The following is a 27,000-nucleotide window of genomic DNA, read 5'->3' as shown; positions in this document are numbered from 1 at the left end:
AGATATCTAATATTAATATTCAGAGAAAAATCAATATTTTTACTCTGCAAGAAAATTTTATATGAAATTATGGCTTGTAGCTGATGTAGCATAAGATTTGAGATAATCAGCCTTGAGTGTATTAGCTGTTGAATGAATATAAAATTGAAACAAATTTTACGTTGGGTAATTTTGGGTGTAACGCTGATTTTTTTAGCTAACGCGCTCAAGGATAACTGGTTGGGAGTGACGGCTATCCGCATTGATAAAGTCGGATGGGCAATTTTAGCGATCGCCACAGGTGTCACTTTATTCGCTCATACTTGGGCTGGTTGGATTTGGACTTGGATTTTACGAGATTTAAATCAACCAATCCCCGCTTCTCAGTTTATTCAGGTGTATCTCAAAACTAACATTGCTAAGTATTTACCTGGGAATGTTTGGCATCATTATCGGCGAGTTGTGGCGTTAAAAGATGCCAATGTCGCTACTGGTGCGGCTACTCTGAGTGTGTTGTTAGAAGCATTACTCATGGCGGCGGCGGCTTTAATTATAGTGGTGATTTTTGGTAGGCGATTTGCAGTTAATACCAATAGTTTGACAGTACGTATCTTACAATTACTCAGTTTAGTAATTATCTTGGCTGGGATACATCCCCGATTTTTGAATCCAGTTATTAGCTTTCTGCATAAATTGAAAGCTAAAAAAACCGATACTCAATTAACCGGGGCTTTTAGTATTGGACGCTATCCTCTACGACCATTATTAGGTGAGTTGGGATTTTTGCTGATACGCGGGATAGGATTTATTTTGACTCTGTTTGCTTTGATGCCTTTAAATATGAGTCAAGTTCCTATATTGTTAGGGGCTTTTAGTTTTGCTTGGTTGTTAGGGTTTGTGGTTCCGGGTGCGCCTGGAGGTTTGGGTGTGTTTGAAGCAACAGCGATCGCACTTTTGCAACACCGCTTCCCCTCGGCGGCTGTAATTAGTGCGATCGCCTTATATCGTCTCATCAGTATTATTGCTGAAGCTGCTGGTGCTGGTTTAGCTACGTTGGATGAACGTCTCGCTAAATCATGAACTTGACTACGCTGCGCGTGACGATTTTCCCAGCATGATGCGTTTGACTAGCGATCGCCATACTCGATCAGGTAAAAGCGCGTGCAGTAGTAGAAATGCTTCGCCATGCGGTGAATAACGTAGGCGATCGCTACCGTCAGTAGCAGCTTGATAAATGGCTTTTGCAACTCCGTCCGGTTCCGGCAGCATATTGTCAATTTTATACATAAATTCCTTCACCTGTTGGATCATTTGGCTGTATTCGGGATGAATTGCCCACATTGCGCCCCGATTAATAAAATTAGTTTTAATACCACCTGGTTCAATAATCTTGACTCGGATACCAAAAGGTTGCAATTCATAGCGCATTGCCTCAGAAATTCCCTCGACTGCCCACTTTGTCCCGTGGTAAGATGCAGTCATAGGAAAACCGATGCGACCGCCAATTGATGCTACGTTGATAATCGTCCCCTGTCTCTGTTCTCGAAATAACGGTATAACCGCCTGCATCGTCGAAACAAGACCAAACACATTAATCTGAAACTGGTGATGCAATTGCTCAGGTGTTACTGCTTCCATTGGCCCCATCAATGCGTATCCAGCATTATTTACCAACACATCAATTCGCCCAAACTCGTCAAGCGTCTCATCGATCGCCAACTTAATCGTTTCTGGTACTGTCAAGTCTAACTGAGGACAAATGATATTTGGGGCTTTTACCGAAAAACTGGGTTTAAAGCCCCGCCCTTCTAGGGCGGCTTTTGTGGTAGTATAACTGATAGCGGTAAAGCGCACAAATAAAAAACGAAGTAGGTCAAGCGGACTGCTCCTGATCCGGAACCCTGGTAGTATAAATCCGCGCATCTTGTACCGCCACTTGCTTTATGCCGGGGAACCCGTCCAACGCAGTGGCTGACAAATGTGGGAGTAAACACAGAAATTAAAAACCTTTTCAAACGCGGTCGGGCAGTCCGTGTGAGCTTGTGGACGTATCCAAACGGAGAAATTTGAATACTAGTATTCAGATTTCTAGAGAGGACGGATGAAGCAAGAATCCTCCCTCCGGGACGCTAACGCGAACGTCTCTTTAGAGCGAGGAGTGTCAACCAATCACCTGCTTTATCTGGCGCTCGCATCGTCGCCGCCACATTCCAACCTTTTTTGTGAAAATATTCAGCACTCGCCTTACCAATACCACTGGAAGCGCCTGTAATTAAAACTGTTTTGCTCTTGCTGCGTATCATTGCCATTAATCCTCGTTTTAACAGTGAATAGTGAACAGTTATCAGTTAAATACGTTGGTGAAACATCACAGCAATTGGTGGAAGGCGTAGCCCCAACCATAAGCCTTGGCTGACTGATAACTGATTTAATATCAAGCAGCTTAAACTATGGACTATACTCCACAGTCAAGAGGATTTTTCAAGATTTAGGATACTGCCATGCTGATTGGAGAATTAGCTAAAAAAACAGGTTTATCAAAGGATACAATTCGTTTTTACCAAAAAATGGGATTAATTGAGGCGCAAGAACGCCAAGCAGGCTCAAGAACTTATATGGATTTTCCTCCAGAAATGGTGGAAAGGCTTGCCATGATTACATTAGGTAAATCCTTGGGATTCACTCTCAACGAGATAAAGCATCTGATGGAAACTTGGGCAAATGGTTCTATACCCACCGCCCAAAAGTTACAAATTATTGACTACAAACTTGCACAAATTACTGAAAAAATGCGGCAACTTGAAGAGATTCAATCTTACCTCACCGCCAAGCGCCACAAAATCACCCAGGAATCAGAAAATTCAATATCTGCTATTTCCTCATAATACCGATTCAAAAAATCTTGGCAACACAGCGATTATCTGTAGGGGCGCACATCTGTTCGCCCCTACTCATCTGCGTTTATCTGCGTTTATCTGCGTTCAATTTTTCCAAATCCATTACCACGCCACTAATAAATATTTTACTGTCTAGCATCACAACAAGGTAAAAGCGGCTGATTTGTCACTTCATCCAAACCTACTGAGTTAAGTAAATCTGTCCAATATTTATTAACTTCCGGGTCATTGGGTTTTTGACGGCGTAAATTAGCCAGGGTACTGAGAGCATTTTCCCAAAATCCCGCCGTTGCATAAATAACCGCCTGATCTAATGGCTGTTTTGCCTCCTGTATCTGTTCGGACAGGTTTTCATCTTGCACACGTTCAATCTTACCTCTCAGGAATAAATCTTGGTCACGATTACGAGGATCGCAAATCATCGAGAAAGTCCAAGTATAGGCTTTACCTGTTTTTAATGATGCTTGCTGTGTAGGTATAGCAACGCTGACGATACCTGCTTGTTTTACAGGTTGAAATGTGGTTCTATATAAAGGTGCAACACTGTCATTATCCCGCAATATAAATTCCAAACTGTGTATTGGTTTAGCAGTTTGCGGAAGGTAGAAATAGAAGGTGGGATTTGCAGCTGTGGTTAATTGTGCTTCTTTATTGGTGGGGATGAGGGGAATAGCTGGCTTTTCATTGATAAAGCAACTTCCTCTTGATGCCGCAGCTCTTAATCTACCAGGTCTGCCGGGGACAAAGGAAATCAAACTTGTGCGGCGCTGCATATAGCCGGTGACATTTCTAATTGCGCTTGTGGCATACTGATCGTTAGGGCGTAGTTGCAATGCTTGCTGGAAGTATGACAACGCCAGGCGATAGTTTCTACGTCTGGTTGCTGTATAACCAAGTCGCATAGCTTGGTTGTAAGCCGAACTGCTTTGTGCAATCTCAACAACCTGACTCGCTGCTAATACCTGAGTCTGATTGACAAAATTTAAGGGTAGACAAGCCAAACTAGCAAGCAAACAGCCTGTCCAAAGGTGAAGTTTCATAAGATACATATTTACTGTTATTAATTAAGTGTTGTGGATAACACAAATATTGCTGCTTGCGGCCTCTGCACTTTTGTCATTCCCCCACTAAGTATAATACGTAATTCTTGGGGTTTATGTTCCAGGGTTTTTAGTGGCGATCGCCTCCGGCGGGCGGGTACGCCATCGCACTCCTAACAGTTATTTACATGACATACACCGTAAAACGTACCAAGTTTTCCTGACCAAACTGCAATAAATCACCATTCATCAGTCGATACTGCACACCTGGACTCAAAGCAGTTCCATTCAAATAAATACCATTGGTACTCATGTCAACGATCATGTAACTATTTTGCGACCAATCCCAAGATAATCGCCCATGACGGCGTGATATTATACCTTCATTTGGTATACCTGTCAAGTCAATCTCTGGAGGAATATTCATATTTTTACTGCGACGACCAATAAAACCTGCTTCCCCAGACCATTGATATTCCCTCCCTGAAGTGTGGATCAATTTGAGCAGTGGTAATCTAGGAGGCTGGGGGTTATAGGTTGGTTGTACTGGTTGTACTGGTGGACGTGGCTGATAGTTGGTGCGATCCTCAACGGGGGTTTGATAAGTAGGCTGGGGTGTAACGGATGGTGGTTGTACTGGTTGTTGTGGAGTATATTGTTGGGGAATAGGTTGTGGTGGTTGTACTGGTTGTTGTGGGGTATATTGTTGGGGAATAGGTTGTGGGGGGTTAGGTACACTGGGTGCGGGGGTAGGCGTAGGTGCGACTACATTACCTAAAGGAGTAGAACACCAAGGACAAACTTTAGCACTGTTGGGTAGGGTGCGGTTAAAATATTCACAACTAGGATTAGGGCAGCGATTGGCAGGCATAATTATTTATAGCATTAGGTATAGGTTGTAAAGGGACAAGACCTACTTTATTAAGTAAACACTGACCCTGACGAGTAGTTAGTATCTGAGAAAATGTCAAGCCGGCTGGTGGCAGGCTGTTGTTTCTGGGATAAACTACAAATATAGGGTATCCCAAAGGGTACGTTTTAAAAGTATCTACATCAAAAAAGTAGTCATCATGCTGGCATAGGTCATCTGAGGTGTTGATAGGACGGCGATCGCGCTTTTGAAACAAGGGTTGAATAGCTGTGCTGTTACCATTAGCGATGGCTAAGGGATAACCAGTGCATTGACCTTTAGTTTTACTCAGAATACCAAAAGCAATAATGCCACTTTTTTTGGTGTTGAGAATTTGCTCACGAATTTGGTTTTGCGTGCTGGTAGTATCCAGGGAAGGTACGTTGGTAAATAAGGCTATATCTTGCGGGTCATTTTTGAGAACGATTTCTTGAAATTTATTGATTGCTTCCGGTTCAGTCGGCTTATAAGGTATAATGTTTACATTTGGTAACTTACTGTTGATTTGTTGCCAATTTGTAATTTTTCCTGTATAAATTTGACGTAACTGCTCAAGAGTAATCTTCCCATCTAACGCACTTGCTAAATTGACATCTCTTTTACTAAATTCAACATAGACTAGTAATCCATCATAAGCAACAGGTTTCTGATCTAATTCATCGGAAATATTATTAGTCAAACTTGTAATTCCAAAGTTTGTCGCACCTGTTTTCACTTCTGCTATCGGTCTAACTGGATTTGGTAAATTTGATGTGACCGGGGTATATTGAAAAATTGATTGGGCGTTAGGGACTGGGTTAGTTAAGATATTTTCTAAAACAGCGTTATCAACTTGCTGTTTAATAATCACCGTCCATGTGCCGACAGTTTCTCCTGTATAATTAAATCTACCCGGTGGGACATTCGGCACATCTGAAAATCTCCCCAAGAGACTGTTCCATTTTATATATCTATTATTATCATCTCCTGTATTGCGGAAAAAATAATAAGCAATTCCCCCAGCTAATAATAAGAAGACGAGAATTAATAACCAAATTAAACGTTGCTTAAATTTCTGGTTAGTTGATTCATCTTCAGCCGATTGTGATAAATTATTTCCCTGACCCTCTTTAGGTAATTGGATGAGTGCTTGACGAGCCGCTTCTGCACTGGTAAAAGGTGTAGCTAAACCCATCAATCTCTGAATGAACTGTTTTAAATGGCTATCTGTAGTAGACCATTGTTGACTGTCTCTGGGGTCTAGAGGCTGATTAGAATAGTCTACAGTACGTCCTGCTAGTAGATAAAAAGCTACTAAGCCTAATGCTTCTAAATCTTTTTCTCTTTGAGCAGGTGCTGGTTGAGTAATAGCTGGGGGAATAAATAGGTTTTCCCAAACTGCTAAATCACTAAGATATATATAAAACTGTTGATTAGTAGCAAGTTTAATTAAAATACTATTAAGATGAAGATTACCATGAGCGATTCCTTCCTGCACTTGGTTGGAGGGAAAACGCAATTTTTGACTGTGGAGAAATTCTAAGGTTTGTAGAGTTTGATTTAAGACCTCTCTGACTTGAGAGGCTGTCATTTTACCCTTTTCTGTCAGATACTGGCTGAGTGTTTGGGACGCTTCTATTTTTTGACTAATTAAATAACAGCGATCAGCTTTTTCATCGGCGATCGCTTCTATAATATTCACCAACCGAAAATTCTGGACTCTGCTATCTGCTAACTTGATTCCGCCTACACGTTGAAAAACTTGTTTACGCTGCGAACTCTCTTGTTCGTTAAAACAACGGTTGGGGAGGAGATATTCTTTAATCTCTACAGGCTGTTTATCCTTAATTTGCACACCTGCATATAAGCGTCCATAACCCCGCACTCCTAAATAATTATTTACCTGATAAGTCCCCCAGTTACCTTTAATCTCGGCTTGTTCGGGTAAGGTGGCGGGAAAGCCGCATTCTAAACAGAATTTAGCACCTTTGAGTTCTTGTGCCGTTTCTAATGGGCGATCGCAACTTAAAGGATTATTATAAGCACAGGAATATTCTCGATAAAATGCACCAAATGAGGTCATAAATTAAGTATTCTGCCAAATTATATTGATCATAACGTCGTGCTTAAGCTTTCACGAGTCCTAGCTTTAAAGCAGTCACAATAGCTTGACTCCGACTATTAACTTTTAATTTATCAAAAATACTGGTAAGATGAGCCTTAACAGTCGCAGCCGTCACATATAAATGCTTGGCTATTTCTTCATTAGAAGCACCTTGAGTTAACCAGTATAAAACCTCTTGCTCTCTGTCTGTTAAGTTCCGCTCATAACAAGCACGCAAACAAGAGTCTGAATATGCTTGAAAAAACCGGAAAAAGCGACTAGCAACTTCTGAAGGTAGATAAATTTCTGAATTAGTTACAGTGTTGATGGCTTCACACAGTTGAGTCCCCAAATGGTTTTTAAAGACGTAACCAGATGCTCCCGCCTGCATAGCGCGAAAAATCCATTCGTCTTCTTGATGAGCAGATAAAACTAACACTTTACCAGCATAGTTAATTTGTTTGAGAGAAACTAAAACTGTAATCCCATCAGTACCAACTAGTTGCAAATCCAATAAAATTAAATCTGGTGATTTGTCTTTTGTCAACTTTAATACTTGGTCTAAACAGTTAGCCTCACCCACTACTTCTAAAACTGATGAACCATTACCGTTATAAAAACTTAACAGAGTCCGCAAGCCTTGGCGAAAGCGTTCGTTATCTTCTACCAACAAAACCGTCAAAGAATTGTCATTAGCCATCTTTGACACTCCTAGATATTGGGGGTGCGAGGCAAAATTATACAAAATTGCGCTCCACCTTCTGCTACACTTTGCGCCCACAAGTTTCCGTGATGGTCTAGAATAATTTTTTTGGCAATGGTTAAACCTAGTCCTGTACCTCCAGGTCGGCGGGTGTAAAAAGGTGTAAATATTTTCTGCATATCTTCTGGAGAGAGTCCTTGACCTTGATCGGAAATTTTAATTAGCACTTCTGTTTGGAAAATCTGCCAGCTACAGGTAATTGTGCCAGATTGGGGGCTAAAATAAACAGCATTACTCAGTATATTGTTAAAGACTTGTTTGAGTTGTAAATAATCAATTAACAAAGTCGTAGAAGTTTCGGGAATTGATATCTTCGCCTGCTTTTCATTAAGTAATGGCTGTAGGGTGTTAATAGTTTCTACCACTAAGTTTCTTAAATCTTGTGGTGTGACTTTTAATTTCTCACCTTGACCACAATTGATCAGTTGGGTAAGATTATTATCTATATCTTCAATGCTGTCACGAATGATAGTTGCTTGTTCATATTCAGGGCTTTGTTTTAAGCTGAAACATAAATTATGAGCATACAACCCTACCAAGGCTAAATAGCTCCGCAGTTGATGTCCCACTCTATGTAGTACTTGTTCTAAAAGTTGGATTTCTGATTTCTGCCTACCATAGTTTAAATATATGTCGGCGTAATTGCTGAGGAGAATGGCGGATTTTTGGACGTACTCTCGTACATTTTGAGAAATAGGTTGGTCTGCAATTATCTGGATATATTCTGGTTTTTGTTGCCTATAACCTGTGGGACAAATATATGCAAAACCAGGATACTGCATGGGGAACTCATATATTTCCCCTACTGGAGGAAAATCTACTAACCATGATTCTGAGCGCAAGTATGAGAGAGTGTGGCGGGATAATGGTGCTTGGTTTGCTGCATATTTAATTACTTCTTGGTGTTTTTTAGCGAAACAATCATAATAGACAATCCGAGCGAATAAGATAGGACATTGATTTGTTAATTGTTCAGACTGTAATTGACAATATGTTTGAATGTTTGATGGGTTTAAATCATGAATTCTCATTCCTTTTTGTTGTAAAATATGCTCTCTGCTCATAGCCCTGCAACCTCTGATTACTAAGGAATTCTTGACTTCTACTGCTCAATACTATGAACCAACGCTGCCAAATATGCTCAATAAGTTGTCATCATCAAAATTGATTATGTAGGACGGACTAAATAAATCAAGGTTTGTAGTCAGGACTTTAGTCCTGACTACAAACCCAATTGTGATAACTTTACATGAATTAACATAGTTTGATTTATTTTCGACCGTTTACTTATGTAAAGAAAGATAACTGACAGCCAATTCTATCTGCTGGTTGCTAAAGCATCGCCACTACAAACATGGGCGCTAATTCAGCGATCGCTGTGATTAGTTTTGACGTAACTAAAAATTATTGTCACTGAGATTCACGGCGGCTGTTAGCGAAAATTTCACGATATTGCTCAATTTCCAGCAAAAAAACTAAATTGTTCTTTTGCTAATTGGTAATTAATTTTACTCAGTTGAAAAGGGAACCACAATTGGTATTGCCAGTATAATTATGATAAGTTACAAAGACAACAGTATTTGCTGCTAGAAACCGAATATATTCAAAAAAATATATAAAAATATACAGTACCTAATTATAAAAATTGTAAATATCATCAAGTCATATGTATAACATCAAATAGGATGATAAATACTTAAATTTTATTAAATAAAATACTAGAGAAATGTTGGAGAATTTTCAGAAAATATTCAAGCAGCCAGTGATTATTTCTAGCGCGATCGCCACAATTTTCATGCTAGGACTGCAAAAGCTGCAAGTACTAGAGCCTCTAGAATTGAGGGTCTATGACCAGATGATGCAAATACGCGGCGATGAGGGGACAGATCCGCGTCTATTAATTGTCGCTGTCACCGAAGAGGATTTGCAAAAATGGACTTGGCCTATACCTGGAGAAGTGTTAGACCGACTGTTAGGTAAACTAGAAGAATCAGAACCCCGCGCTATTGGGTTAGATATTTACCGCGACTTACCCGTACAACCCGGTCACGAAAAACTGCTACAACACATTCAACAAAGTGATTTGATTATACCTGTGTGTAAACACGCAGATGCTAAAAATGCTGGTGTTGCACCTCCCAAGGGAGTAGAACCAGAACGAGTAGGATTTAGTGATATTGTTGAAGACACTGATGGTTCGATCCGCCGTAATCTGATATCAGTTAATGTATCTGAGTCGGAAATTTGCCAAAGTCCCTATTCCCTGAGTTGGCAATTAGCTCTGAAATATTTAGAAGTAGGCGGTATTCAACCGCAATTAACCGCCAAAAAGGAACTGCAAATACGCAATGTGGTCTTTAAACCTCTGCAAAGTCACTCTGGTGGTTATGAAAATGCCGATACTCAAGGCTACCAAATTTTATTAAATTATCGTTCTCCGCGTCAGATTGCCCAACAAGTTACGGTCACAGATGTACTCTCAGGTAAGGTAAAACCCGATTTAATTAAAGACCGTGTAGTTCTCATTGGTTCTACAGCACCAAGCTTAAAAGATATTTTTAACACACCTTTTACTACTGGTAAAGCTGATGATACTGGTAGGATGGCAGGAGTAGAAATTCATGCCCAAATCATCAGCCAAATTCTCGGTATAGTATTGAATAACCAGCGTCTGTTTTGGTTTCTACCTGCGTGGGGTGAAGTGCTTTGGATAGGCGGGTGGTGTGTAGTTGGCGGGTTTTTAGCATGGCGTATCCGCCATCCATTAGGTTTAGGACTAGCAGAAGCTGGATCTTTAGCAGCCTTATTTGGCAGTAATTATCTTATTTTCACCCAAGCTGGATGGTTTCCAGTCATTTCTCCCGCACTGGGTTTAGTAGTTGCTGCTGGTAGTGTCCTAGCTTATAGCGCCTATGCGAGTCAGCAAGAAAAAGAGAAAATCCTGCAAAGAGTGCAAGAGCAAAAAGATTTAATTGCACAGTTGCAAGCATACGCATCACAAAACCCGATCATGCAAACTCAGGGAATCACCATTGCTCCCACAGTTTATCCTATGGGGCAAAAGCTTCAGGTAAATACAATACTTAAAAAACGTTACAAGATTACTGAAAATTTGGGTAGTGGCGGATTTAGTGATACTTACATAGCTGAAGATATTCAACGACCGGGAAGTCCTGTATGCGTTGTTAAACAGATGCGACCAGCCAGCCAAGACGCTCAATATCTGAGCGTGTTGAGACGCTTATTTAATAATGAAGCATATATTCTGGAAACTTTAGGTAAACACCCACAAGTACCATACTTACTAGCGTTTTTTGAAGAAGATCAGCTATTTTATTTAGTGCAAGAATATATTGCTGGTCATCCTTTATCTGACGAATTAACTCCCGGAGTACCTCGTTCACGGGGTGAAGTGATGAGTATACTGAAGGAAGTCTTACAAGTTTTGGTTTTTGTTCACAGTTATGGTGTAATTCACCGAGATGTTAAACCTAACAACTTGATGAGACGTAAAGCAGATGGACACCTGGTGTTAATTGACTTTGGTGCGGTGAAACAAGTCCAACCACAAACGCAGTCCCCGGAACAAGAAAGCCAGACAATTGCTGTGGGAACTCCTGCTTATGCACCTGGTGAACAAATGAGTGGTGTACCCAGACTCAACAGTGATATTTATGCTTTGGGAATAGTTGTGATACAAGCTTTTACTGGAGTTAATCCTAAAATTTTCCGCAGAGATGTAGATACAGGTGTGGTAATTATTCCTATCACTGCGGATGGGGAACAGATTTGGAAATATTGGTGGGAACTAGCAGATACTACGGAGGCTTTAACCAAAGTGGTAAATAAGATGGTGCATCTTGACTTTACACAAAGATATCAGTCGGCGGCGGAGGTGTTGAATATTGTGGAGAGTTTATAGGGACTGGGGAGTGGGGGGAGATGAGGGAGATGAGGGAGTGGGGGGAGATGAGGGAGTCTCACAAGTGTAGGTTTTTAATCAGGACTTACGCAACTGGCACTTGGGGTAGGGTGCGTCAGATGAGAAAAATCCTTAAATGTGTACGAAATTATTGGGGCTGACGCACCCTACAGTTAATTTGATTATGACACTTGCGTAAGTCCTATTAATTTAGCAGTGAGTAAAGACTCTAAAACTAACGAGAAAATCGTTGTTTTATTCACCCCTACACCCCTATACCCTTACACCCCTACACCCCTACACCTGTCAGCTACTAAAAGCCCACACTGTACCTTCAGGTCAGTGTGGGTAGTTTACATAATGGTTGTTGTGAAACCCTAATTACCAGTGGTTGGAGTTTTTACACCACCAGAACTGCTATCAGGGGAAGTCATATTGCTGCTACCTGGCGCGGGTGTGGTGGTTGCTGGTTGTTCGGTAGGCGCGGTGAGGTTGTTGCTACCTGGTGTAGGGGTTGTGGTTGCTGGTTGTTCTGTAGGTGCAGTAAGGTTGTTGCTACCTGGTGCAGGGGTTGTGGTTGCTGGTTGTTCGGTAGGTGCGGTGAGGTTGTTGCTACCTGGTGCAGGGGTTGTGGTTTCTGGGCTGTCCCCAGGTGTGGGTGCAGTGGTGCTACCCGGTGTTGGCGTTGTTTCTTGAGTATTTTCAGGTGCAGGTAGAGTAGTGCTACCGGGTGCAGGGGTTGTGGTTTCTGGACTGTTACTTGGTGTAGGGGTTGTGGTTTCTGGAGTACCCGTTGTGGATGGGGTAGTGCTTTCAGTAGGCTGAGTTTCTACAGTGGTGTTGCCGGAACCACTTGGTGTAGTTGCACTATTGCTATTGCCTGGACAACGGGAATTGAGGGGGAAACGCTCACACAGAATTTTAAATGCTTCTGGTGATAGCTTGATTTCCGTTGGTGAACTGCTGGATGAGTCGTTTGCTTGAGCAATTTGGGATTTACTAGATTGAGCAACAGCGATATTACTTGTGAGGGCTAAAGTTAAAGCTGTACCAATCAAACTCAGAGATTTTCCCTTCATTCTGAACTTAACCTCAACGGAAACGGAACACTTCGCACCATTAAACCAAATTATCTCCTTTAAGAAAATATTCATTTAGGAAGATGTTGAGTTGTGTTATTTGTGGGGTAGATATGCACAAGCTGTAAAATTTAAATGAGTAATTTATGGCAGGAAGTTGTTAAAAATACCAAAGTAAATTTGTTAAATATGTAGGCAATTTTTTAACATCATATAAGATAAGCTTTACCAATTAACTATCAAGTATTTTTTCTGGAGATATAAAGTTATTAAGTCAACCAAGTGAATGTACGGTCAAGATATAATATTGAGATAAGATTGAATCGTGCATCATACCGTATAGCTCAATTACTTTTGGCTTAAGAGTAAAATAGTGATGACATACCAATGTTGAGATTGGTATACGTCAGCATCTTAAAATATCATTTCCCAAAATGTTTGTCACAGATGAATCGGCTGTACACCTGTAGCCACGTATCTGGAAAAACGTTCTCTGAAATGGTAGTAGCTAATAAAAAACTCTACCCAGCAAGGGATAGAGTTTGTGTCAGTGGTCATTGGTCAGTAGTTAGTGGCAGAGATATGTAAAAATCACTCATGAATTAAAATTAACCGGGACTAAAAACAACTGCCCCTCCGGGTTAGTTGCTACAAGTTGGCATTCGCCCTTGGCGTTGCCGGAGGCTAGCCGCCTAATACACTGCCTCACAACTAACAACTGACACGCACTCGCGTAATAAATCTTGATGTAAATAGCCGATGAACTCCCCCCAACCTCCCCAAAAGCCACAAACGTTACTTGGTCAACTGACTCAAGCAGTTAATACTATTCAAGCTAGGGTTGATTTTTCCAAGCTAGCGCTCAAACCTAACGCCAAAGTGCCAGAACTCTGGGTGCAGGATGCGGGGGCGGATAAAGCTGAGGTGTATCCGCTACTGGGCGATCGCTATGTTCTCGGTCGCAGCTCCAAATCCAGTGATATAGTTGTACGTAACCCGGTAGTTAGCCAAATTCACCTGTCACTATCACGGGATTCTAGTCAGCGTACCCCAGTTTTCATTATTAAAGATGAAAACTCTACCAATGGCATCTATCGCGGTAAACGGCGTGTTAATACCTTAGAACTGCGTCACGGCGATATCCTCACCTTGGGGCCGCCAGAATTGGCTGCTTCTGTGCGCCTACAATATGTCGATCCGCCAGCTTGGTATGTCAAAGGGGCAACTTGGGCAGGCTATGGTATCGGCGGTGTCAGCGCCTTATTAGCATTAGTTATCGGTGTGGAATGGCTGAAATTTACTGTCAGACCTTTACCTACAGCTAGTCGCGCTCCGGTAGTAGTTTATGCCCGTGATGGTAGCACACCCTTACGTGAGCCTCGGACTATCTCTCACGTAGACATGAAGCGCTTAGAAGACTTTGGGCCTTATCTACCAAAGGCTGTGGTAGCTTCGGAAGATAGCCGCTATAACTGGCACTTTGGGGTAGACCCTCTAGGTATCTTGCGGGCTGTGTTAATTAATACTCGCAGTGGTGATGTCCAACAGGGAGCCAGTACCATTACTCAACAAGTTTCCCGGAGTTTGTTCCGTGAGTATGTGGGTAGACAAGACTCCTTGGGGCGGAAATTACGAGAAGCGATTGTTTCTTTGAAGTTAGAAACCTTTTACAGCAAAGATGATATTTTGCTGATGTACCTGAATCGGGTATTTTTAGGTGGCGATACCTCTGGCTTTGAAGATGCTGCCAAGTATTATTTTGATAAGCCAGCCAAAGACTTAACTCTGTCGGAAGCTGCTACTCTAGTGGGGATTTTACCAGCTCCTAACGCTTTTGATTTTTGTGGAAGCGGGCCGAATAAACTAGAAGCCGCCGACTACCGCAACCGCGTGATTAAGCGGATGTTGGAGATGGGGAAAATTACGCCAGAAGAAGCGAACCGAGCCAGAAGATCCACTGTGCAAGTTAGCCCCAAGGTTTGTGAACAACAAGCTAAGACAATTGCACCCTATTTTTATAATTACGTTTTTCAAGAACTGGAATCCATTTTAGGTGAAGGGGCGGCGAGAGAGGGTAATTACATCATTGAAACCCAACTTGACCCAGCCATTCAGGCACAAGCAGAAACCTCCTTACGCAATTCAGTCAGGACGGCTGGTTCAACCTTTGGGTTTTCGCAAGGGTCAATGGTAACTTTGGATACCAGAACAGGGGCGATTTTGGCAATGGTAGGTGGGACTGATTATAAAAGCAGTCAGTTTAATCGGGCTGTGCAAGCCCAAAGACAACCAGGTTCTACTTTTAAAATTTTTGCCTATACCCAGGCTATATTACAAGGAATACCAGCATCAAGAACATATTCTTGCGCTCCTTTAACTTGGCAGGGATTTACTTACAGACCTTGCCGTGCTGGTGGGGATGGGAGTATGGATATTGCCACAGGACTGGCTTTGTCGGAAAACCCTATTGCTTTAAGAGTAGCTAGGGAAGTTGGGCTGAATAACGTAGTCTCAATGGCGCAACGCTTGGGAGTAAAGTCGCAACTTGACCCAGTACCCGGTTTAGTATTGGGTCAAAGTGTGGTCAATGTGCTGGAAATGACAGGGGCTTTTGCAGCAATTGGTAATCGTGGTGTGTGGAATCCTCCCCATGCCATTAATAGGATTTTAGATAGTAGTGACTGTAGCGATCGCAACGATTTAAAAACCTGTCGTGTCATCTATTCTTTTGACAATAACCGCGAAGCCAACAAGCGAGTGTTACCGCAGCCTGTAGCTGACGAAATGACTGATTTAATGCAGGGAGTAATTACCAGAGGTACAGGACGCAGTGCAGCTATTGGTTTAGGGGAAGCGGGAAAAACTGGTACAACCGATAAAAACGTCGATTTGTGGTTTATTGGTTTTATTCCCAATCGTAGGTTAGCCACAGGTATTTGGCTAGGAAACGATAACAACTCCCCCACATCTGGTAGCAGCGCCCAAGCCGCACAGTTGTGGGGAAATTATATGGGGAGAATTACGAGGTAATCAGTTATCAGTTATCAGTTATCAGTTATCAGTTATCAGTTATTAGTTATCAGTTATCAGTTATCAGTTATCAGTTATCAGTTATCAGTTATCAGGTTGTGTCCACTGTTCACTGATAACTGTCCACTGTTCACTGATAACTGAATTACCTGTATCCCTGCCAAGGAGTCACTTCTATTTGTCCACTGGGTTGAAAGACTACTTGGAAGTGGGCTAGGGGTTCTTTGTTGTTGGGTGCGGCTGAGTTGTTACCGTAAACTGCTTGAAACATCTTAGGTAATGGTGTTTCACGGAAGTTATCAAAGGCTACTTGATTGAGTGGTTCATAGTCAGCAATTGTACCGTCTTTATTGACGGCGACGCGGTACTGCAAATCTTTATTAAAGGTGGGAGTACTAGTCCAATTTTGCTTGACTGTATCGTAAAGCTTTTGGTTTAAACCTTTGATTGTGTTAGTATTCGTGATTTTTGCACCAACTACTTGTGGTGTTTTGGCATATCCACGCCAAGGGCTGACTTCTAATACACCATTGCTAGTAAAGACTACTCTAAATTGAGCGATCGGTTCCTTACCATTTGAACCACGGTCAGTAATATTATACAGAAGCTTGGGTAGAGGTGTTAATTCAATGCCTTCGTTGGCTCCTTGATTCACGGCTTTGTAACCGACAATTGAGCCATCCGCCGCTACACCGAGACGATAAATCAAATTCTCTTTGATTGCTGAACGATTACTCCACGCTGGCTCGATTTGGTTCCAAACTTGCCGATTTAAAGCCCGTAACTGGGAAGGATCTGTGATTTCCGGCACTGTATTTAACAGCGCTTCTAAATCTTTAACAGTAGGCTGGGTTGTGGCTGCGGGTGTGGCGGTGGGAGTAGCAGAGGCTACGGGTGTCGCTATGGCGTTGGTGGAAATAGGTTCTGCAATAGGCGTTGTAGTAGCGGCGGGAGTAGGCTGTGCTGTGGCTGTGACTCCGGCGGTTGTTGATTTCGGGGTAGAATTGGGCGTGGGAGCGGCGGAATTACTTTGCTCCTGTGGCTTTGGTTCTGGGACACGTATCTGTGGCACAGGAACGAAGCTAAAAGCGATCGCCGCTACTGCTAAACTGGAAACACCAATAGTTGCTGGTACTGCCTGTTTGAGGATAGCTTGACTAGCGCCACCGTATCGTCTGGTAACTGGCTGTAATTCTAGTGATAATTCCGGTAAAGTTTGTGTGTCAGCAAAAAACTGATCTACAGCTTCTACTAAATCAAACAACTGTACTGTATTTAAGTCTATTGCTATCGGCTGATTATTATAATGAGCGTTTGTATTAAATTCTTCTGGCGCATTCTCGGAATGTACAATTAATTTATGGCGGTTACTGTCAATTTTTTGAATTTCTACGATTTCTGAATCTTGATTATGTGCTTGGGGATTTGGTACATTACTCAAAAATTCTTGTGCATAGCCACTAACTGCTCTAACTAGACTTTCAAAAAACTCTCGTCCCCCAGCCAAAGGTTGATTGTGTCCAGATATATAGCATTCGGCATTTACCAAGATGGACAATTCAGGGCGCAGTTCTCGAAAATTTGCGCCCTTGGTAGCATCACTTAAACCTTCTAAAAGTAACGTACAATTAGGTAGACTATACTTTCGTTGAATGTTCATTCCACTTCACCGTCAAATAGACTGATCCAAAATCGCTGCATTCCAGCAGTACCAGTGCAAAATAGTAATTGTCCTAACAGATTTATTGCTAATTCGTCTAGTTTTTCATCTGAATTTAATGCTAATGCACCAAAACGACGGGCATTCATTCTACTCTTAAAATGCGCTCTAAATCTTTCTAGATAATTAGATAGGCGTAAATTCTGTTCTAGGGGAATTTGCTTATCATTGAGTTGTTGACATATCATCAGCATCTGGCGAATAACTACCGTCAAACGCCGCGCAATGTGACAAGCAATAACTACTAAAGCCTTGGCTTCCATAATCGTTAAAGGGCGGCGAATATGCGCTCGGCGTATTGGGTTAGATGAGCGCATCCGCCACAAATTCACCCGGTCTTTGACAATTCCCTTCAATTCCAATTCTGCCGCAAAAGTCAATATCGCTTCAGAACCACCCAGTTCTAATGCTTCAATTGCCAGTAGAATTAAATCAATTTGTAACCTGGTTCTGGGGGGACAACCCTGTCCAGCGATCGCAGGATCTGGTAAAGTGTCCAAAATCATCGGCAGTGATGGAGGTGTCGGACTATTAAACGGCGTTAAGCTAGCAGAAGCATTCATTACTCTAAAATACCTTGTGCAGTTCCAATAAACTAGTACCGCTTTGCGGAGTGTAAAATTATCAATTTCAAATTCAAAAAGCTTGCTTTGTGAAGTCTCGAAGGCTTTTGTCTGGTTGCTAATTCTAAAATAAACAGCCAAACAACAAGATTAAACTTGCAGCAGTAGCCTAGCTCTTTGATATATACATTACTTAACTTGTTTTATGCGGAAGTTGACCTGTTAAGTATAGACCTGTTTTTAAAGCATAATTTTATTCTCCTAGCTTACGAGTATAAATCCACCTTTAAGCTTGATGTAGATTCTGCGTATCGTCAATGGATAACGAGATAGTAGCCTTAATTCCAAGCGTATGACATTATAGTGTACGATTTTTCAGATGTAAGTTAGGGATTGGGGAATTGGAGAGATGGGGGAGTAGGGGAAGTAGGGGGAGTAGGGGAAGCAAAGTCTAGTAACCAAAAAATTATTATTCCCCCTCATCTCCCTCATCCCCCTCATCCCCCTCATCCCCCTCATCTTCCCAATCCCCAGTACCCACTACCCAACCTATGGATCTAAAATCTCTCATTCGCGACATCCCTGATTTTCCTAAGCCCGGAATTTTATTTCGAGATATCACTACTCTACTGCGCGATCGCCAAGGATTGCGATATACTATTGACTTATTTGCCGAAAAATGCTTAGAAGCCAATTTTCAGATAGATTATGTTCTAGGTATGGAGTCACGAGGATTTATTTTTGGCACTCCTCTGGCTTATAAATTAGATGCTGGTTTTATTCCTGTCCGCAAAAAAGGCAAGTTACCCGCCGCAGTTCATGCGATTGAATATGAATTAGAGTATGGCACTGACTGTTTAGAACTGCATCAAGACGCTTTAAATCAAGACAGTCGAGTTTTAATTGTAGATGATTTAATTGCCACAGGTGGCACAGCCAGCGCTACAGCCAAGTTAGTACAACAGATTGGCTGTGAATTAGTGGGATTTGGGTTTATCATCGAGCTACGGGATTTACAAGGGCGAAAACTTCTCCCCGATGTACCCATTATTTCCTTAGTAGAGTATTAAGTAATGTGGCAAAACGGTTGACAGTTGACTAATGACTAAAGTCGCAAAACGGTTGACAGTTGACAGTTGACTAATGACTAATGACTAATGACTAACAACTATGACATCTACAAAAATTTCTCTGGAAAATAGTTGGGATTGGCTGATTCGGCTTGTCACTAGCGAGACATTTATTTACATAGTGAAGCGGGTATTACAGGCGCTGTTGACGTTGTTCTTAGCTTCGGCGTTGTCGTTTTTCATTATGAAATTGTCTCCTGGGGATTATGTAGATACATTGCGGCAAAATCCGAAAATTTCGCCAGAACGTATTGAGGAAATTAAGAGACAGTTTGGTTTAGATAAAACTTGGGTAGAACAGTATTGGTTTTGGCTGGTGAATATTCTCACTAAAGGAGATTTTGGCACAAGTTTTGTGTATCAGCGTTCAGTAGCATCCTTGTTGTGGGAAAGAATTCCAGCGACATTGCTATTAGCGATCGCTTCTTTAATTATGACATGGGCGATCGCTATTCCTTTGGGTATCGTTGCCGCCGTCAAACAAAATCGAGCTACCGACAGAATATTACAGGTAATTAGCTACACAGGACAGGGTTTCCCCAGCTTTATCACCGTACTGATTTTACTAGTATTTGCTCAAATCACCTCACCTCTATTTCCAGTCGGGGGAATGACAAGCATTGACCACGCTGATTTATCCTGGTTCGGTAAAATTGTTGATATCGGCTGGCACATGATTTTACCAACCATCGCCTTGAGCATCACCAGCTTTGCCGGCTTACAACGCATCACTCGCGGCGAATTATTAGACGTACTGCGACAAGACTACATTCAAACAGCACGCGCCAAAGGACTACCAGAAAATAAAGTCATTTACGTTCATGCACTGCGTAACGCCATCAACCCCCTAATTACTCTGTTAGGGTTTGAATTAGCGGGTTTATTAGGTGGTGCATTTATCGCCGAACAATTCTTCAACTGGCCAGGCTTAGGTAGATTAACCTTACAAGCCGTCATCGCTAAAGACCAGTACTTAGTCATGGCGAGTTTAGTCATGAGTGCCGTTTTACTCAACGTTGGTAACTTAATAGCTGACCTATTACTCAAAGTAGCCGACCCACGGATCAAATTGGAATAAAGTCAATAGTCAATAGTCAATAGTCAATAGTCAATTGGCCACTTGCTCAGTGCTTAAATGGAAATGATATCAAATCAGATTTTGATATAAAGAAAAAGGTTAGGGAAAAATTCAACCCTAGCCTTTTCTTCTATCTAAGCCTGTGACTAGAAGTAGGAGGTTTTTGAAAAGAGGCAATTAGCAGGCAAGCAATACCAATACTAATAAATGAATCGGCCACATTAAAAACAGCAAAGTTAATCAATCGAAAATCCAGAAAATCAACTACATATCCTAAAGCAAACCGATCAATGCCGTTGCCCATAGCACCACCGAGAATAAAACCATATCCCAGTTGATCCCAGCGATGTAAAACCGGGCCAAATAATGCCACAGCTACTAATAATAAACTCACTCCTAAAGATAACCAGCGCAGCCATTCTACTTTCCCACTAAACAAACTAAAGGCTGCACCTGTATTTGTAACATAGGTAAAGTGAAATATTCCCGGTAATAGTGGTAGAGTTTCCCCCAAACTAAAAGTTTGCACTACCCAGTATTTGGTAATTTGGTCTAAGAAAAAAGCAACAAAAGCAGCTATCCAGAAAAGGCGATTTTTGAAACGCATGGTAAGTTTTGTCAATAGTCAACAGTCAACAGTCAACAGTCAACAGTCAGAAATCAAACAATAAATTTTGACTAATGACTAATGACTAATGACTAATGACTAATAAAACATTAAGTGTCGCAACACATATGCTACTACAGACACAGCACAGACTACAGCTAATTGCCCTGGAATTGCCCACCAAGAGTATATGAGTATGGCTTGCATTAAGTTTATGCTGTCTGTACCTTGCCAAGGAAATAAAGACCTGAGCAGCAGATAGATGATGCCGCACAGGTGGACACAGACTAAACCACAAATACAACTAAATGTGAGAGTTTCTATTTTAGGTCTAGCTTTAAAGGCCAACAAACCGCAAATCCAAGCGCCTGGAATGAAGCCTAGCAAATAGCCAAACTGTGATGCTTTCACATATCCAATATTGCCGCCACCGTCAGAAAAAACAGGGTGCAAGGTCAAACCCATGACTAGGTAGGCAATTTGTGAGAGTGCGCCAGCATTTTTGCCCCCTAAACAACCTACTAACAGCACTGCACCAATCTGATAGCTGACTCCTAAAGAAAAAGTTCTAATTCCGTTCTGACTCCAATTCCAAGGTAAGGTAATGCCATAGGCTTCTAAGAAAGTACCACCTATTGTTAGGAGTAAGCCAATCATAGACCAAAGTAGTTGATTCGAGGCGGCAATCATTTATCAGCAGGGGAAAGCAACAGCAACCAGTATAGGCATTAATTATAGTCATCCGTTTTAATTATTTGAGTGATGGGCAGTTGACAGTTGTCAGTTGTCAGTTGTCGGTTGTCAGTTATTATTCTCTGCTCCCCCACTCCCTCATCTCCCTCATCTCCCCCATCTCCCCCACTCCCCCCGCTTGGTTACTCGGTTGTCATCGGTTGTGTATGGCAGCAATTTGCAATCTGCGATCGCCATCATCTGCACTACACAACAATTACTTGTCAAGTTGTTACACTTCTTAATGTATAAAAACATTCATAGCAATATAGGTAAAACTTTAGCAACATATCTAAAGAATATATAATTTTTTGTCTATCTTAACTCTATGTTAACCTTAGTACCTATCTATAAGAGGTAGCTTATAAACGCCCCTCTGAAATTTCCGAAAACAGATAGCGATGCTCTCACATTTAAAAAGAATTAAAAATAACCGCATCCCAGTAGCAATTACAGTATTATCACTGGCAATGAGTTTAGCTGCTTGTGGCGGACAGCAAGGCTCAGACAATGCTACAAATCCCGATGCCTCATCTGGTACTGCTAAAGATGCTACAGCTTCCAGTCCAGCAAAATTAGATTTGGGTGGCAATGTAACTTTGACTGGGGCTGGTGCATCTTTTCCTGCACCTTTGTATCAAAGTTGGTTCACAGAATTAAACAAAAAATATCCCAATCTACAAGTCAACTATCAGTCTGTTGGTAGCGGTGCTGGAGTTGAACAATTTATTCAAGGTACTGTAGATTTTGGGGCCAGTGACGTGGCTATGAAGGATGAGGAAATTAAAAAAGTACCAGCAAACAAAGGTGTCATATTACTACCAATGACTGCGGGTAGCATTGTACTTGCTTACAACTTGCCTGATGTTGCCGAATTGAAGTTACCAAGAGCAGTTTACACTGACATTTTGCTAGGCAATATTAAAACCTGGAACGACAAAAGAATTGCTGACGCAAACCCAGGTATTAACCTTCCCAACCAGCCAATTACAGTTGTACATCGTTCAGATGGTAGCGGGACTACAGGTGTATTTACAAAACATCTCAGTGCTGTTAGCCCAGCTTGGAAAAGCAAAGTAGGTGAAGGTAAAACTGTTAACTGGCCCGTGGGTGTTGGTGCTAAAGGAAATGAAGGCGTAACAGCGCAAATTCAACAAACTCAAGGTTCAATTGGTTATGTAGAATACGGTTACGCAAAACAAAACGGACTCAAGTTTGCTGCATTAGAAAATAAAGGTGGTCAGTTTGTCACACCTACAGAAGAATCAGCATCGAAAACCTTAGAAGCTGTTACCCTACCAGCAGACTTACGCGCTTTTATCTCTGACCCAGACGGTGCAGATTCTTATCCCATTGTCACTTACACTTGGATTCTGGCTTATAAAAAATACGATAATCCAGCAAAAGCAAAAGCAGTTGAAGCTGCGATTGAGTATGGCTTGACAGAAGGTCAAAAAATCGCCGCCGAACTAGGATATGTACCTTTACCCCAGAACGTGGTAACTAAGGTGGCTGCGGCCGCAGATCAAATTAGTCCAGACTATAAAATTGCGGTAGGTAGTAGTACAAGTGCTAGTAAGTAATAGTGCGGAGTGCTGGTGCAAGGTGGCAGGGCTTTGAGCCTTGTGCCACTTTCAGAAAGTACCTGTAAGATGGGATATTGACATCCAATGATTCATTTTCGTTTTCAGGGCATTAACGTTTTCCAGATTGATGTGGCTGGTTTTTAGATTAAAGTGAAGCCACAATGTAATAGATTTAGCTTGCTTCTCACATTTTTCTCTGATTTAATATTGAAAGTCAGTATTCATGGCTACAAACTCTCAAAATTTGTCAACAGCTATTAAAAGTCGCTCGGAAGCAGAAAAATCACTAGACCGAGGCTTTATTTGGTTGACTCGGATTTTTGCTTTGGCGATCGCTGGCACTCTATTATGGATAGCAGTACAAGTGACAATTGCTGCTTGGCCAGCCATACAGCAATTCGGTGCTGGCTTTCTCGCTAAAAGTACTTGGAATCCGGTTAATGATGAGTATGGGGTATTAGCTCCAGTTTACGGAACTATCATTAGTTCCTTCATCGGCTTATTGCTAGCAATACCCATCGGGGTGGGGACGGCGGTTTTATTGAGTGAAGATTTTCTCCCCGTCAAGGTACGCACTGTATTGGTGTTTTTAGTAGAATTGCTGGCAGCTATTCCTAGTGTTGTTTATGGAGTCTGGGGTATCTTTGTATTAGTGCCAATCTTAAGTAATTTAGGCAGATGGCTCAATAGTTCCTTGGGTTGGTTGCCAATTTTTAGCACTTCTCCCACAGGGCCTGGTATGTTACCGGCTGGAGTCATCTTGGCAATTATGACCTTGCCAATTATTACTGCTATCTCCCGTGATGCTTTGATTTCCGTACCACCAAGTTTGCGTCAAGCATCTTTAGGACTGGGGGCGACACGCTGGGAAACTATTTTTCAAGTCCTCATTCCATCTGCATTTTCTGGAATTGTGAGTGCTGTGATGCTAGCACTGGGTCGAGCAATGGGAGAAACGATGGCTGTAACAATGTTGATTGGTAACTCCAACAATATCAGCCCTTCGCTCTTAGCACCAGCTAATACAATCTCTTCCCTACTTGCAAACCAATTTTCCGAAGCCAGTGGTTTACAAGTTGCGGCTTTAATGTATGCAGCTTTGGTTTTGTTTATTTTGACTTTGATTGTCAATGTTTTGGCTGAATTTATAGTTATCCGGGTCAAGCGCATTTAGTGTGGTGAGTTGAGTTTATGAATACTGATTTTCCGCAAAGAAATTTAACTCGCGACCCCATGTCGGGACGGACGCTGTTTAATACGGGGATGACGGGAGTGGCATTTTTGTGCGGGGCATTGGCACTTTTGCCCCTTTTGGCAGTATTATCTTATGTAATTATTCAAGGTTTTAGCAGCTTAAATCTGAGCATATTTACTGAACTACCGCCAGCCCCCTTACGAAAAGGAGGCGGCTTTGGTAATGCTATATTAGGTACATTACTAATGGTAGGGATTGGTGCATTAATTAGCATTCCATTAGGTGTGATAGCAGCAATTTATCTGACAGAATTTAGTTCGGGTAAACTAGCTAGGTGGATCAGATTTGCTACTAATGTCCTGAGCGGCGTTCCCTCAATTATTGCCGGGGTATTTGCTTATGGGATTGTGGTTTTGACATTAGTAAAACTGAATTTAGGATCATATTCAGCTTTGGGTGGAGGATTTGCATTGGCAATATTAATGTTGCCGATTATTGTCAGAACTACAGACGAAGCTTTACAGCTAGTTTCCCAAGATTTACGACAAGCATCTGTAGGATTAGGAGCGACAAATTTTCAGACAGTAACACAAGTTGTCTTGCCAGCTGCATTACCGGCAATTGTCACAGGCTCAACATTAGCGATCGCCCGTGCGGCTGGGGAAACTGCACCTCTATTGTTTACTGCTTTATTTTCACCATTCTGGCCTGATGGCTTATTCAAACCAACAGCTTCTCTAGCTGTGTTGGTTTATAACTTTGCAATTTCTCCGTTTAAAAATTGGCAGTCATTGGCTTGGGCGGCATCTTTGATTTTGGTGTTGATGGTTCTCATCACCAGTATTATTGCTCGTTGGGCGACTCGTCAAAAAGTTTAAAACTTAATTAAAGTCGTCTGTTATCCTTAACACTTAACACTAGACCATTTATGGCTACAAATACTAGCACTCTCAATAGCACAGAAACCGTTCTCAAAGCTGAAAATCTTAACATCTATTACGGTAAATTTCTGGCTTTACAAAATATTTGGTTAGATATTCCCAAAAATAAAGTGACAGCCTTTATCGGCCCTTCTGGTTGCGGTAAAAGTACTTTATTGCGGTGCTATAACCGTCTCAACGACTTAATTGAATCATTCCGGGCTGAAGGTAAAATTTACTACTACGATAAAAACTTGTATGCGCCAGATATTGATCCTGTAGAAGTCCGTCGTCGGATTGGGATGGTATTTCAAAGACCAAATCCCTTTCCTAAATCAATTTACGACAATATTACCTATGGGGCCAAGATTAACGGTTTCAAAGGCAATATGGATGAATTGGTAGAACGCAGTTTGCGCCAGGCGGCGTTGTGGGATGAAGTTAAGGATAAACTGCGGCAAAGTGGCTTGTCTTTATCTGGTGGACAACAACAACGTTTGTGTATTGCGCGAGCGATCGCAGTGCAACCTGAGATTATACTTATGGATGAACCTTGCTCTGCCTTAGACCCCATCTCTACCTTACGTGTAGAAGAACTAATTCACGAACTCAAAGAGCAATATACCATCGTTATCGTCACCCACAATATGCAGCAAGCCGCGCGGGTGTCTGACATGACAGCATTTTTTAACGTCAAGTCAACAGATGGAGGCGGTCGTAGTGGCTATTTAGTAGAGTACAATGCCACAGAATCGATTTTTAATAATCCCCAGCAAGAAGACACCAGGGATTACGTTAGTGGCAGATTCGGTTAAATATTTTTAAGGATTGATAACCTAATTTACGCCTAATGTAAATAGGAATGTAAATACTCCTATAAAAATCAAAAAAGAGGTAAAAAATTTACCTCTCTTTTGATTATCTAAACCAAATCAGCTTTTAGTATCTGCTGGGTTTGTGAACGATGAAGCTGAGGATTTGGCACTGCTTGATGTTGTCAAATCCTACTACACGAATGTAGTGGCTGGGATATTGAGAACGGCAAGATTGTACTTCTGCCAATACTTCGCGGGTGGTTTTAGCGTTGAACAGGGGTAGCTTCCACAGTGTCCAGTAATATTCGGTGGGTTCAGATTGTTCGTTGAACTCAATAGCTGGGAAGTAGCCTTGGTTTAGAATGTACTGAACTTGCTTTTCAATTTGAGCGTCGGTGAGGGGAGGTAAGTAAGAAAGGGTTTCGTAACGACGCTCTTTTGGTAAGGTTTGCATGGCTGATAATAAGAGATTGCTATATTGTGACGACTTGGAAAATCCTAACTGGCTAAGTTATCCCAATCAGGATCGGATAATGTCTGCTGGTCTATTTCAGAACTTGGGTTAGATAAACTCAACTGCGTTATACGTTCTAGATGCTGGCGACGTTGTTCCATGTTGGCTTGCTGAATGCCACTTTTGACCATTTCTGGTAAGAAATCAACGACTTCTTCAGCAATATGTTCTCTCACTGTCATAATTCGCAATGCCAAATCTGGCTTTTCTCGGAAAAGTTCTTCAATGAAGGTTTCCCCATTTTGAACTTTGCCAGCAGAAAAATTGTGCAGCCAAATCGCCAACGGTGGATTCGTTTCGCCTATCTGCGCCAGTACAGTCCTCAGTGCCTGATAAGTCAGGTAGCTTTGGAGAGTTTTGGCTGTATCTTTCGCAATTTGCTTGAGATTCATGCTTGACCCAGCCTAAAATTTAAGTCAAAAGTAAAAAGTAAAAAG

At 41.7% G+C, this 27,000-nt stretch carries 25 protein-coding genes; 11 read left to right on the top strand and 14 right to left on the bottom strand.

What is annotated here, in order from left to right:
* Positions 1–132: 132 nt before the first annotated feature.
* Positions 133–1,059 carry a lysylphosphatidylglycerol synthase transmembrane domain-containing protein gene (locus H6G83_RS04680; protein ID WP_190467688.1) on the top strand — a complete coding sequence of 309 codons (927 nt, stop codon included), beginning with the start codon at positions 133–135 and terminating at the stop codon, positions 1,057–1,059.
* Positions 1,060–1,065: 6 nt separating this feature from the next.
* Here H6G83_RS04680 and H6G83_RS04675 read toward each other — a convergent pair whose 3' ends face one another.
* Positions 1,066–1,902: an SDR family oxidoreductase gene (locus H6G83_RS04675; protein WP_190467685.1), complete on the bottom strand. Its 837-nt coding sequence runs from the start codon at positions 1,900–1,902 to the stop codon at positions 1,066–1,068.
* 206 nt (positions 1,903–2,108) lie between these two features.
* A complete protein-coding gene (locus H6G83_RS04670) occupies positions 2,109–2,282 on the bottom strand; it encodes an SDR family NAD(P)-dependent oxidoreductase (protein ID WP_199328315.1) in 174 nt (57 codons plus the stop codon).
* Between the two features lie 198 nt (positions 2,283–2,480).
* On the opposite strand from H6G83_RS04670, the gene H6G83_RS04665 reads away from it, so the two are divergent.
* Positions 2,481–2,864, top strand: coding sequence for a MerR family transcriptional regulator (locus H6G83_RS04665; RefSeq protein ID WP_190467682.1), 384 nt, complete (start codon positions 2,481–2,483; stop codon positions 2,862–2,864).
* A 137-nt stretch (positions 2,865–3,001) separates the two neighbouring features.
* Here H6G83_RS04665 and H6G83_RS04660 read toward each other — a convergent pair whose 3' ends face one another.
* The 5 genes from H6G83_RS04660 to H6G83_RS04635 form a co-directional block, all read right to left on the bottom strand.
* Positions 3,002–3,916 carry a DUF928 domain-containing protein gene (locus H6G83_RS04660; RefSeq protein WP_242044414.1) on the bottom strand — a complete coding sequence of 305 codons (915 nt, stop codon included), beginning with the start codon at positions 3,914–3,916 and terminating at the stop codon, positions 3,002–3,004.
* A 184-nt stretch (positions 3,917–4,100) separates the two neighbouring features.
* The gene (locus tag H6G83_RS04650) at positions 4,101–4,787 is read right to left on the bottom strand and encodes an FHA domain-containing protein (protein ID WP_190467674.1); all 687 of its coding nucleotides are present in this window, start codon (positions 4,785–4,787) and stop codon (positions 4,101–4,103) included.
* Positions 4,765–6,888, bottom strand: a complete 2,124-nt coding sequence (locus tag H6G83_RS04645) for a substrate-binding domain-containing protein (RefSeq protein WP_190467672.1) — start codon at positions 6,886–6,888, stop codon at positions 4,765–4,767. The genes H6G83_RS04650 and H6G83_RS04645 overlap by 23 nt, the downstream gene beginning before the upstream one ends.
* A gap of 43 nt (positions 6,889–6,931) precedes the next feature.
* On the bottom strand, positions 6,932–7,609 hold the full coding sequence (locus H6G83_RS04640; protein WP_190467669.1) for a response regulator transcription factor: 678 nt from the start codon (positions 7,607–7,609) through the stop codon (positions 6,932–6,934).
* 11 nt (positions 7,610–7,620) lie between these two features.
* Entirely contained in the window at positions 7,621–8,736 is a 1,116-nt protein-coding gene (locus H6G83_RS04635) for a sensor histidine kinase (RefSeq protein ID WP_190467665.1), read from the bottom strand.
* Positions 8,737–9,398: 662 nt separating this feature from the next.
* Between H6G83_RS04635 and H6G83_RS04630 the strand changes: the two genes are divergently transcribed.
* On the top strand, positions 9,399–11,594 hold the full coding sequence (locus H6G83_RS04630) for a CHASE2 domain-containing serine/threonine-protein kinase (protein WP_190467662.1): 2,196 nt from the start codon (positions 9,399–9,401) through the stop codon (positions 11,592–11,594).
* Between the two features lie 377 nt (positions 11,595–11,971).
* Here the strand turns inward: H6G83_RS04630 and H6G83_RS04625 are convergent, their stop codons facing one another.
* Positions 11,972–12,673 carry a hypothetical protein gene (locus tag H6G83_RS04625; protein ID WP_190467659.1) on the bottom strand — a complete coding sequence of 234 codons (702 nt, stop codon included), beginning with the start codon at positions 12,671–12,673 and terminating at the stop codon, positions 11,972–11,974.
* Between the two features lie 759 nt (positions 12,674–13,432).
* Between H6G83_RS04625 and H6G83_RS04620 the strand changes: the two genes are divergently transcribed.
* A complete protein-coding gene (locus H6G83_RS04620; protein WP_190467656.1) occupies positions 13,433–15,703 on the top strand; it encodes a transglycosylase domain-containing protein in 2,271 nt (756 codons plus the stop codon).
* 145 nt (positions 15,704–15,848) lie between these two features.
* On the opposite strand, the gene H6G83_RS04615 is transcribed toward H6G83_RS04620, so the two are convergent.
* Positions 15,849–17,363, bottom strand: coding sequence for a DUF4335 domain-containing protein (locus tag H6G83_RS04615; RefSeq protein WP_190467653.1), 1,515 nt, complete (start codon positions 17,361–17,363; stop codon positions 15,849–15,851).
* Positions 17,360–17,986 carry a DUF3038 domain-containing protein gene (locus H6G83_RS04610; RefSeq protein ID WP_190467650.1) on the bottom strand — a complete coding sequence of 209 codons (627 nt, stop codon included), beginning with the start codon at positions 17,984–17,986 and terminating at the stop codon, positions 17,360–17,362. Before H6G83_RS04610 ends, H6G83_RS04615 begins: the two co-directional genes overlap by 4 nt.
* 551 nt (positions 17,987–18,537) lie before the next feature.
* Between H6G83_RS04610 and H6G83_RS04605 the strand changes: the two genes are divergently transcribed.
* Together H6G83_RS04605 and H6G83_RS04600 are read left to right on the top strand one after the other, a co-directional pair.
* Positions 18,538–19,056 (top strand): adenine phosphoribosyltransferase, encoded by a 519-nt coding sequence (locus H6G83_RS04605; protein WP_190467647.1) that lies wholly within the window; start codon positions 18,538–18,540, stop codon positions 19,054–19,056.
* A gap of 100 nt (positions 19,057–19,156) precedes the next feature.
* Positions 19,157–20,194, top strand: a complete 1,038-nt coding sequence (locus tag H6G83_RS04600) for an ABC transporter permease (protein WP_190467644.1) — start codon at positions 19,157–19,159, stop codon at positions 20,192–20,194.
* 130 nt (positions 20,195–20,324) lie between these two features.
* On the opposite strand, the gene lspA is transcribed toward H6G83_RS04600, so the two are convergent.
* Positions 20,325–20,801 carry a signal peptidase II gene (gene lspA, locus H6G83_RS04595; RefSeq protein ID WP_190467729.1) on the bottom strand — a complete coding sequence of 159 codons (477 nt, stop codon included), beginning with the start codon at positions 20,799–20,801 and terminating at the stop codon, positions 20,325–20,327.
* 99 nt (positions 20,802–20,900) lie between these two features.
* Positions 20,901–21,491, bottom strand: a complete 591-nt coding sequence (locus H6G83_RS04590; RefSeq protein ID WP_190467641.1) for a biotin transporter BioY — start codon at positions 21,489–21,491, stop codon at positions 20,901–20,903.
* An 87-nt stretch (positions 21,492–21,578) separates the two neighbouring features.
* Here H6G83_RS04590 and H6G83_RS04585 point away from each other — a divergent pair, with 87 nt between their 5' ends.
* The 5 genes from H6G83_RS04585 to pstB all read left to right on the top strand — a co-directional run bounded on the left by H6G83_RS04585 (position 21,579) and on the right by pstB (position 26,049).
* Positions 21,579–21,785, top strand: coding sequence for a hypothetical protein (locus H6G83_RS04585; protein WP_190467637.1), 207 nt, complete (start codon positions 21,579–21,581; stop codon positions 21,783–21,785).
* Between the two features lie 149 nt (positions 21,786–21,934).
* Complete coding sequence (gene pstS, locus H6G83_RS04580; protein WP_190467633.1) at positions 21,935–23,116, top strand: phosphate ABC transporter substrate-binding protein PstS; 1,182 nt, start codon at positions 21,935–21,937, stop codon at positions 23,114–23,116.
* A 226-nt stretch (positions 23,117–23,342) separates the two neighbouring features.
* Positions 23,343–24,293, top strand: coding sequence for a phosphate ABC transporter permease subunit PstC (gene pstC, locus H6G83_RS04575; RefSeq protein ID WP_190467629.1), 951 nt, complete (start codon positions 23,343–23,345; stop codon positions 24,291–24,293).
* Between the two features lie 17 nt (positions 24,294–24,310).
* Positions 24,311–25,192, top strand: coding sequence for a phosphate ABC transporter permease PstA (gene pstA, locus H6G83_RS04570; RefSeq protein ID WP_190467625.1), 882 nt, complete (start codon positions 24,311–24,313; stop codon positions 25,190–25,192).
* Between the two features lie 50 nt (positions 25,193–25,242).
* Positions 25,243–26,049, top strand: a complete 807-nt coding sequence (gene pstB, locus H6G83_RS04565) for a phosphate ABC transporter ATP-binding protein PstB (protein ID WP_190467621.1) — start codon at positions 25,243–25,245, stop codon at positions 26,047–26,049.
* Between the two features lie 124 nt (positions 26,050–26,173).
* Here pstB and H6G83_RS04560 read toward each other — a convergent pair whose 3' ends face one another.
* Both H6G83_RS04560 and rcbX read right to left on the bottom strand, forming a co-directional pair.
* Positions 26,174–26,503 (bottom strand): ribulose bisphosphate carboxylase small subunit, encoded by a 330-nt coding sequence (locus H6G83_RS04560; protein WP_190467618.1) that lies wholly within the window; start codon positions 26,501–26,503, stop codon positions 26,174–26,176.
* A 44-nt stretch (positions 26,504–26,547) separates the two neighbouring features.
* Positions 26,548–26,955: a RuBisCO chaperone RbcX gene (gene rcbX, locus H6G83_RS04555; RefSeq protein ID WP_190467615.1), complete on the bottom strand. Its 408-nt coding sequence runs from the start codon at positions 26,953–26,955 to the stop codon at positions 26,548–26,550.
* Between the last annotated feature and the right edge of the window lie 45 nt (positions 26,956–27,000).

The sequence above is a fragment of the Anabaena azotica FACHB-119 genome, assembly GCF_014697625.1.
In the GTDB taxonomy this organism is placed as follows: domain Bacteria; phylum Cyanobacteriota; class Cyanobacteriia; order Cyanobacteriales; family Nostocaceae; genus Trichormus; species Trichormus azoticus_A.
The sequence above is the reverse complement of the archived record's forward strand: the minus strand, read 5'-3'. Positions and strand labels throughout refer to the sequence as shown.

Bases quoted from the DNA above. Each gene is read 5' to 3' on its own strand.
- H6G83_RS04680 (WP_190467688.1), top strand. From the start codon at position 133: ATGAATATAAAATTGAAACAAATTTTACGTTGGGTAATTTTGGGTGTA.
- H6G83_RS04675 (WP_190467685.1), bottom strand. From the start codon at position 1,902: ATGCGCGGATTTATACTACCAGGGTTCCGGATCAGGAGCAGTCCGCTT.
- H6G83_RS04670 (WP_199328315.1), bottom strand. From the start codon at position 2,282: ATGATACGCAGCAAGAGCAAAACAGTTTTAATTACAGGCGCTTCCAGT.
- H6G83_RS04665 (WP_190467682.1), top strand. From the start codon at position 2,481: ATGCTGATTGGAGAATTAGCTAAAAAAACAGGTTTATCAAAGGATACA.
- H6G83_RS04660 (WP_242044414.1), bottom strand. From the start codon at position 3,916: ATGAAACTTCACCTTTGGACAGGCTGTTTGCTTGCTAGTTTGGCTTGT.
- H6G83_RS04650 (WP_190467674.1), bottom strand. From the start codon at position 4,787: ATGCCTGCCAATCGCTGCCCTAATCCTAGTTGTGAATATTTTAACCGC.
- H6G83_RS04645 (WP_190467672.1), bottom strand. From the start codon at position 6,888: ATGACCTCATTTGGTGCATTTTATCGAGAATATTCCTGTGCTTATAAT.
- H6G83_RS04640 (WP_190467669.1), bottom strand. From the start codon at position 7,609: ATGGCTAATGACAATTCTTTGACGGTTTTGTTGGTAGAAGATAACGAA.
- H6G83_RS04635 (WP_190467665.1), bottom strand. From the start codon at position 8,736: ATGAGCAGAGAGCATATTTTACAACAAAAAGGAATGAGAATTCATGAT.
- H6G83_RS04630 (WP_190467662.1), top strand. From the start codon at position 9,399: ATGTTGGAGAATTTTCAGAAAATATTCAAGCAGCCAGTGATTATTTCT.
- H6G83_RS04625 (WP_190467659.1), bottom strand. From the start codon at position 12,673: ATGAAGGGAAAATCTCTGAGTTTGATTGGTACAGCTTTAACTTTAGCC.
- H6G83_RS04620 (WP_190467656.1), top strand. From the start codon at position 13,433: ATGAACTCCCCCCAACCTCCCCAAAAGCCACAAACGTTACTTGGTCAA.
- H6G83_RS04615 (WP_190467653.1), bottom strand. From the start codon at position 17,363: ATGAACATTCAACGAAAGTATAGTCTACCTAATTGTACGTTACTTTTA.
- H6G83_RS04610 (WP_190467650.1), bottom strand. From the start codon at position 17,986: ATGAATGCTTCTGCTAGCTTAACGCCGTTTAATAGTCCGACACCTCCA.
- H6G83_RS04605 (WP_190467647.1), top strand. From the start codon at position 18,538: ATGGATCTAAAATCTCTCATTCGCGACATCCCTGATTTTCCTAAGCCC.
- H6G83_RS04600 (WP_190467644.1), top strand. From the start codon at position 19,157: ATGACATCTACAAAAATTTCTCTGGAAAATAGTTGGGATTGGCTGATT.
- lspA (WP_190467729.1), bottom strand. From the start codon at position 20,801: ATGCGTTTCAAAAATCGCCTTTTCTGGATAGCTGCTTTTGTTGCTTTT.
- H6G83_RS04590 (WP_190467641.1), bottom strand. From the start codon at position 21,491: ATGATTGCCGCCTCGAATCAACTACTTTGGTCTATGATTGGCTTACTC.
- pstS (WP_190467633.1), top strand. From the start codon at position 21,935: ATGCTCTCACATTTAAAAAGAATTAAAAATAACCGCATCCCAGTAGCA.
- pstC (WP_190467629.1), top strand. From the start codon at position 23,343: ATGGCTACAAACTCTCAAAATTTGTCAACAGCTATTAAAAGTCGCTCG.
- pstA (WP_190467625.1), top strand. From the start codon at position 24,311: ATGAATACTGATTTTCCGCAAAGAAATTTAACTCGCGACCCCATGTCG.
- pstB (WP_190467621.1), top strand. From the start codon at position 25,243: ATGGCTACAAATACTAGCACTCTCAATAGCACAGAAACCGTTCTCAAA.
- H6G83_RS04560 (WP_190467618.1), bottom strand. From the start codon at position 26,503: ATGCAAACCTTACCAAAAGAGCGTCGTTACGAAACCCTTTCTTACTTA.
- rcbX (WP_190467615.1), bottom strand. From the start codon at position 26,955: ATGAATCTCAAGCAAATTGCGAAAGATACAGCCAAAACTCTCCAAAGC.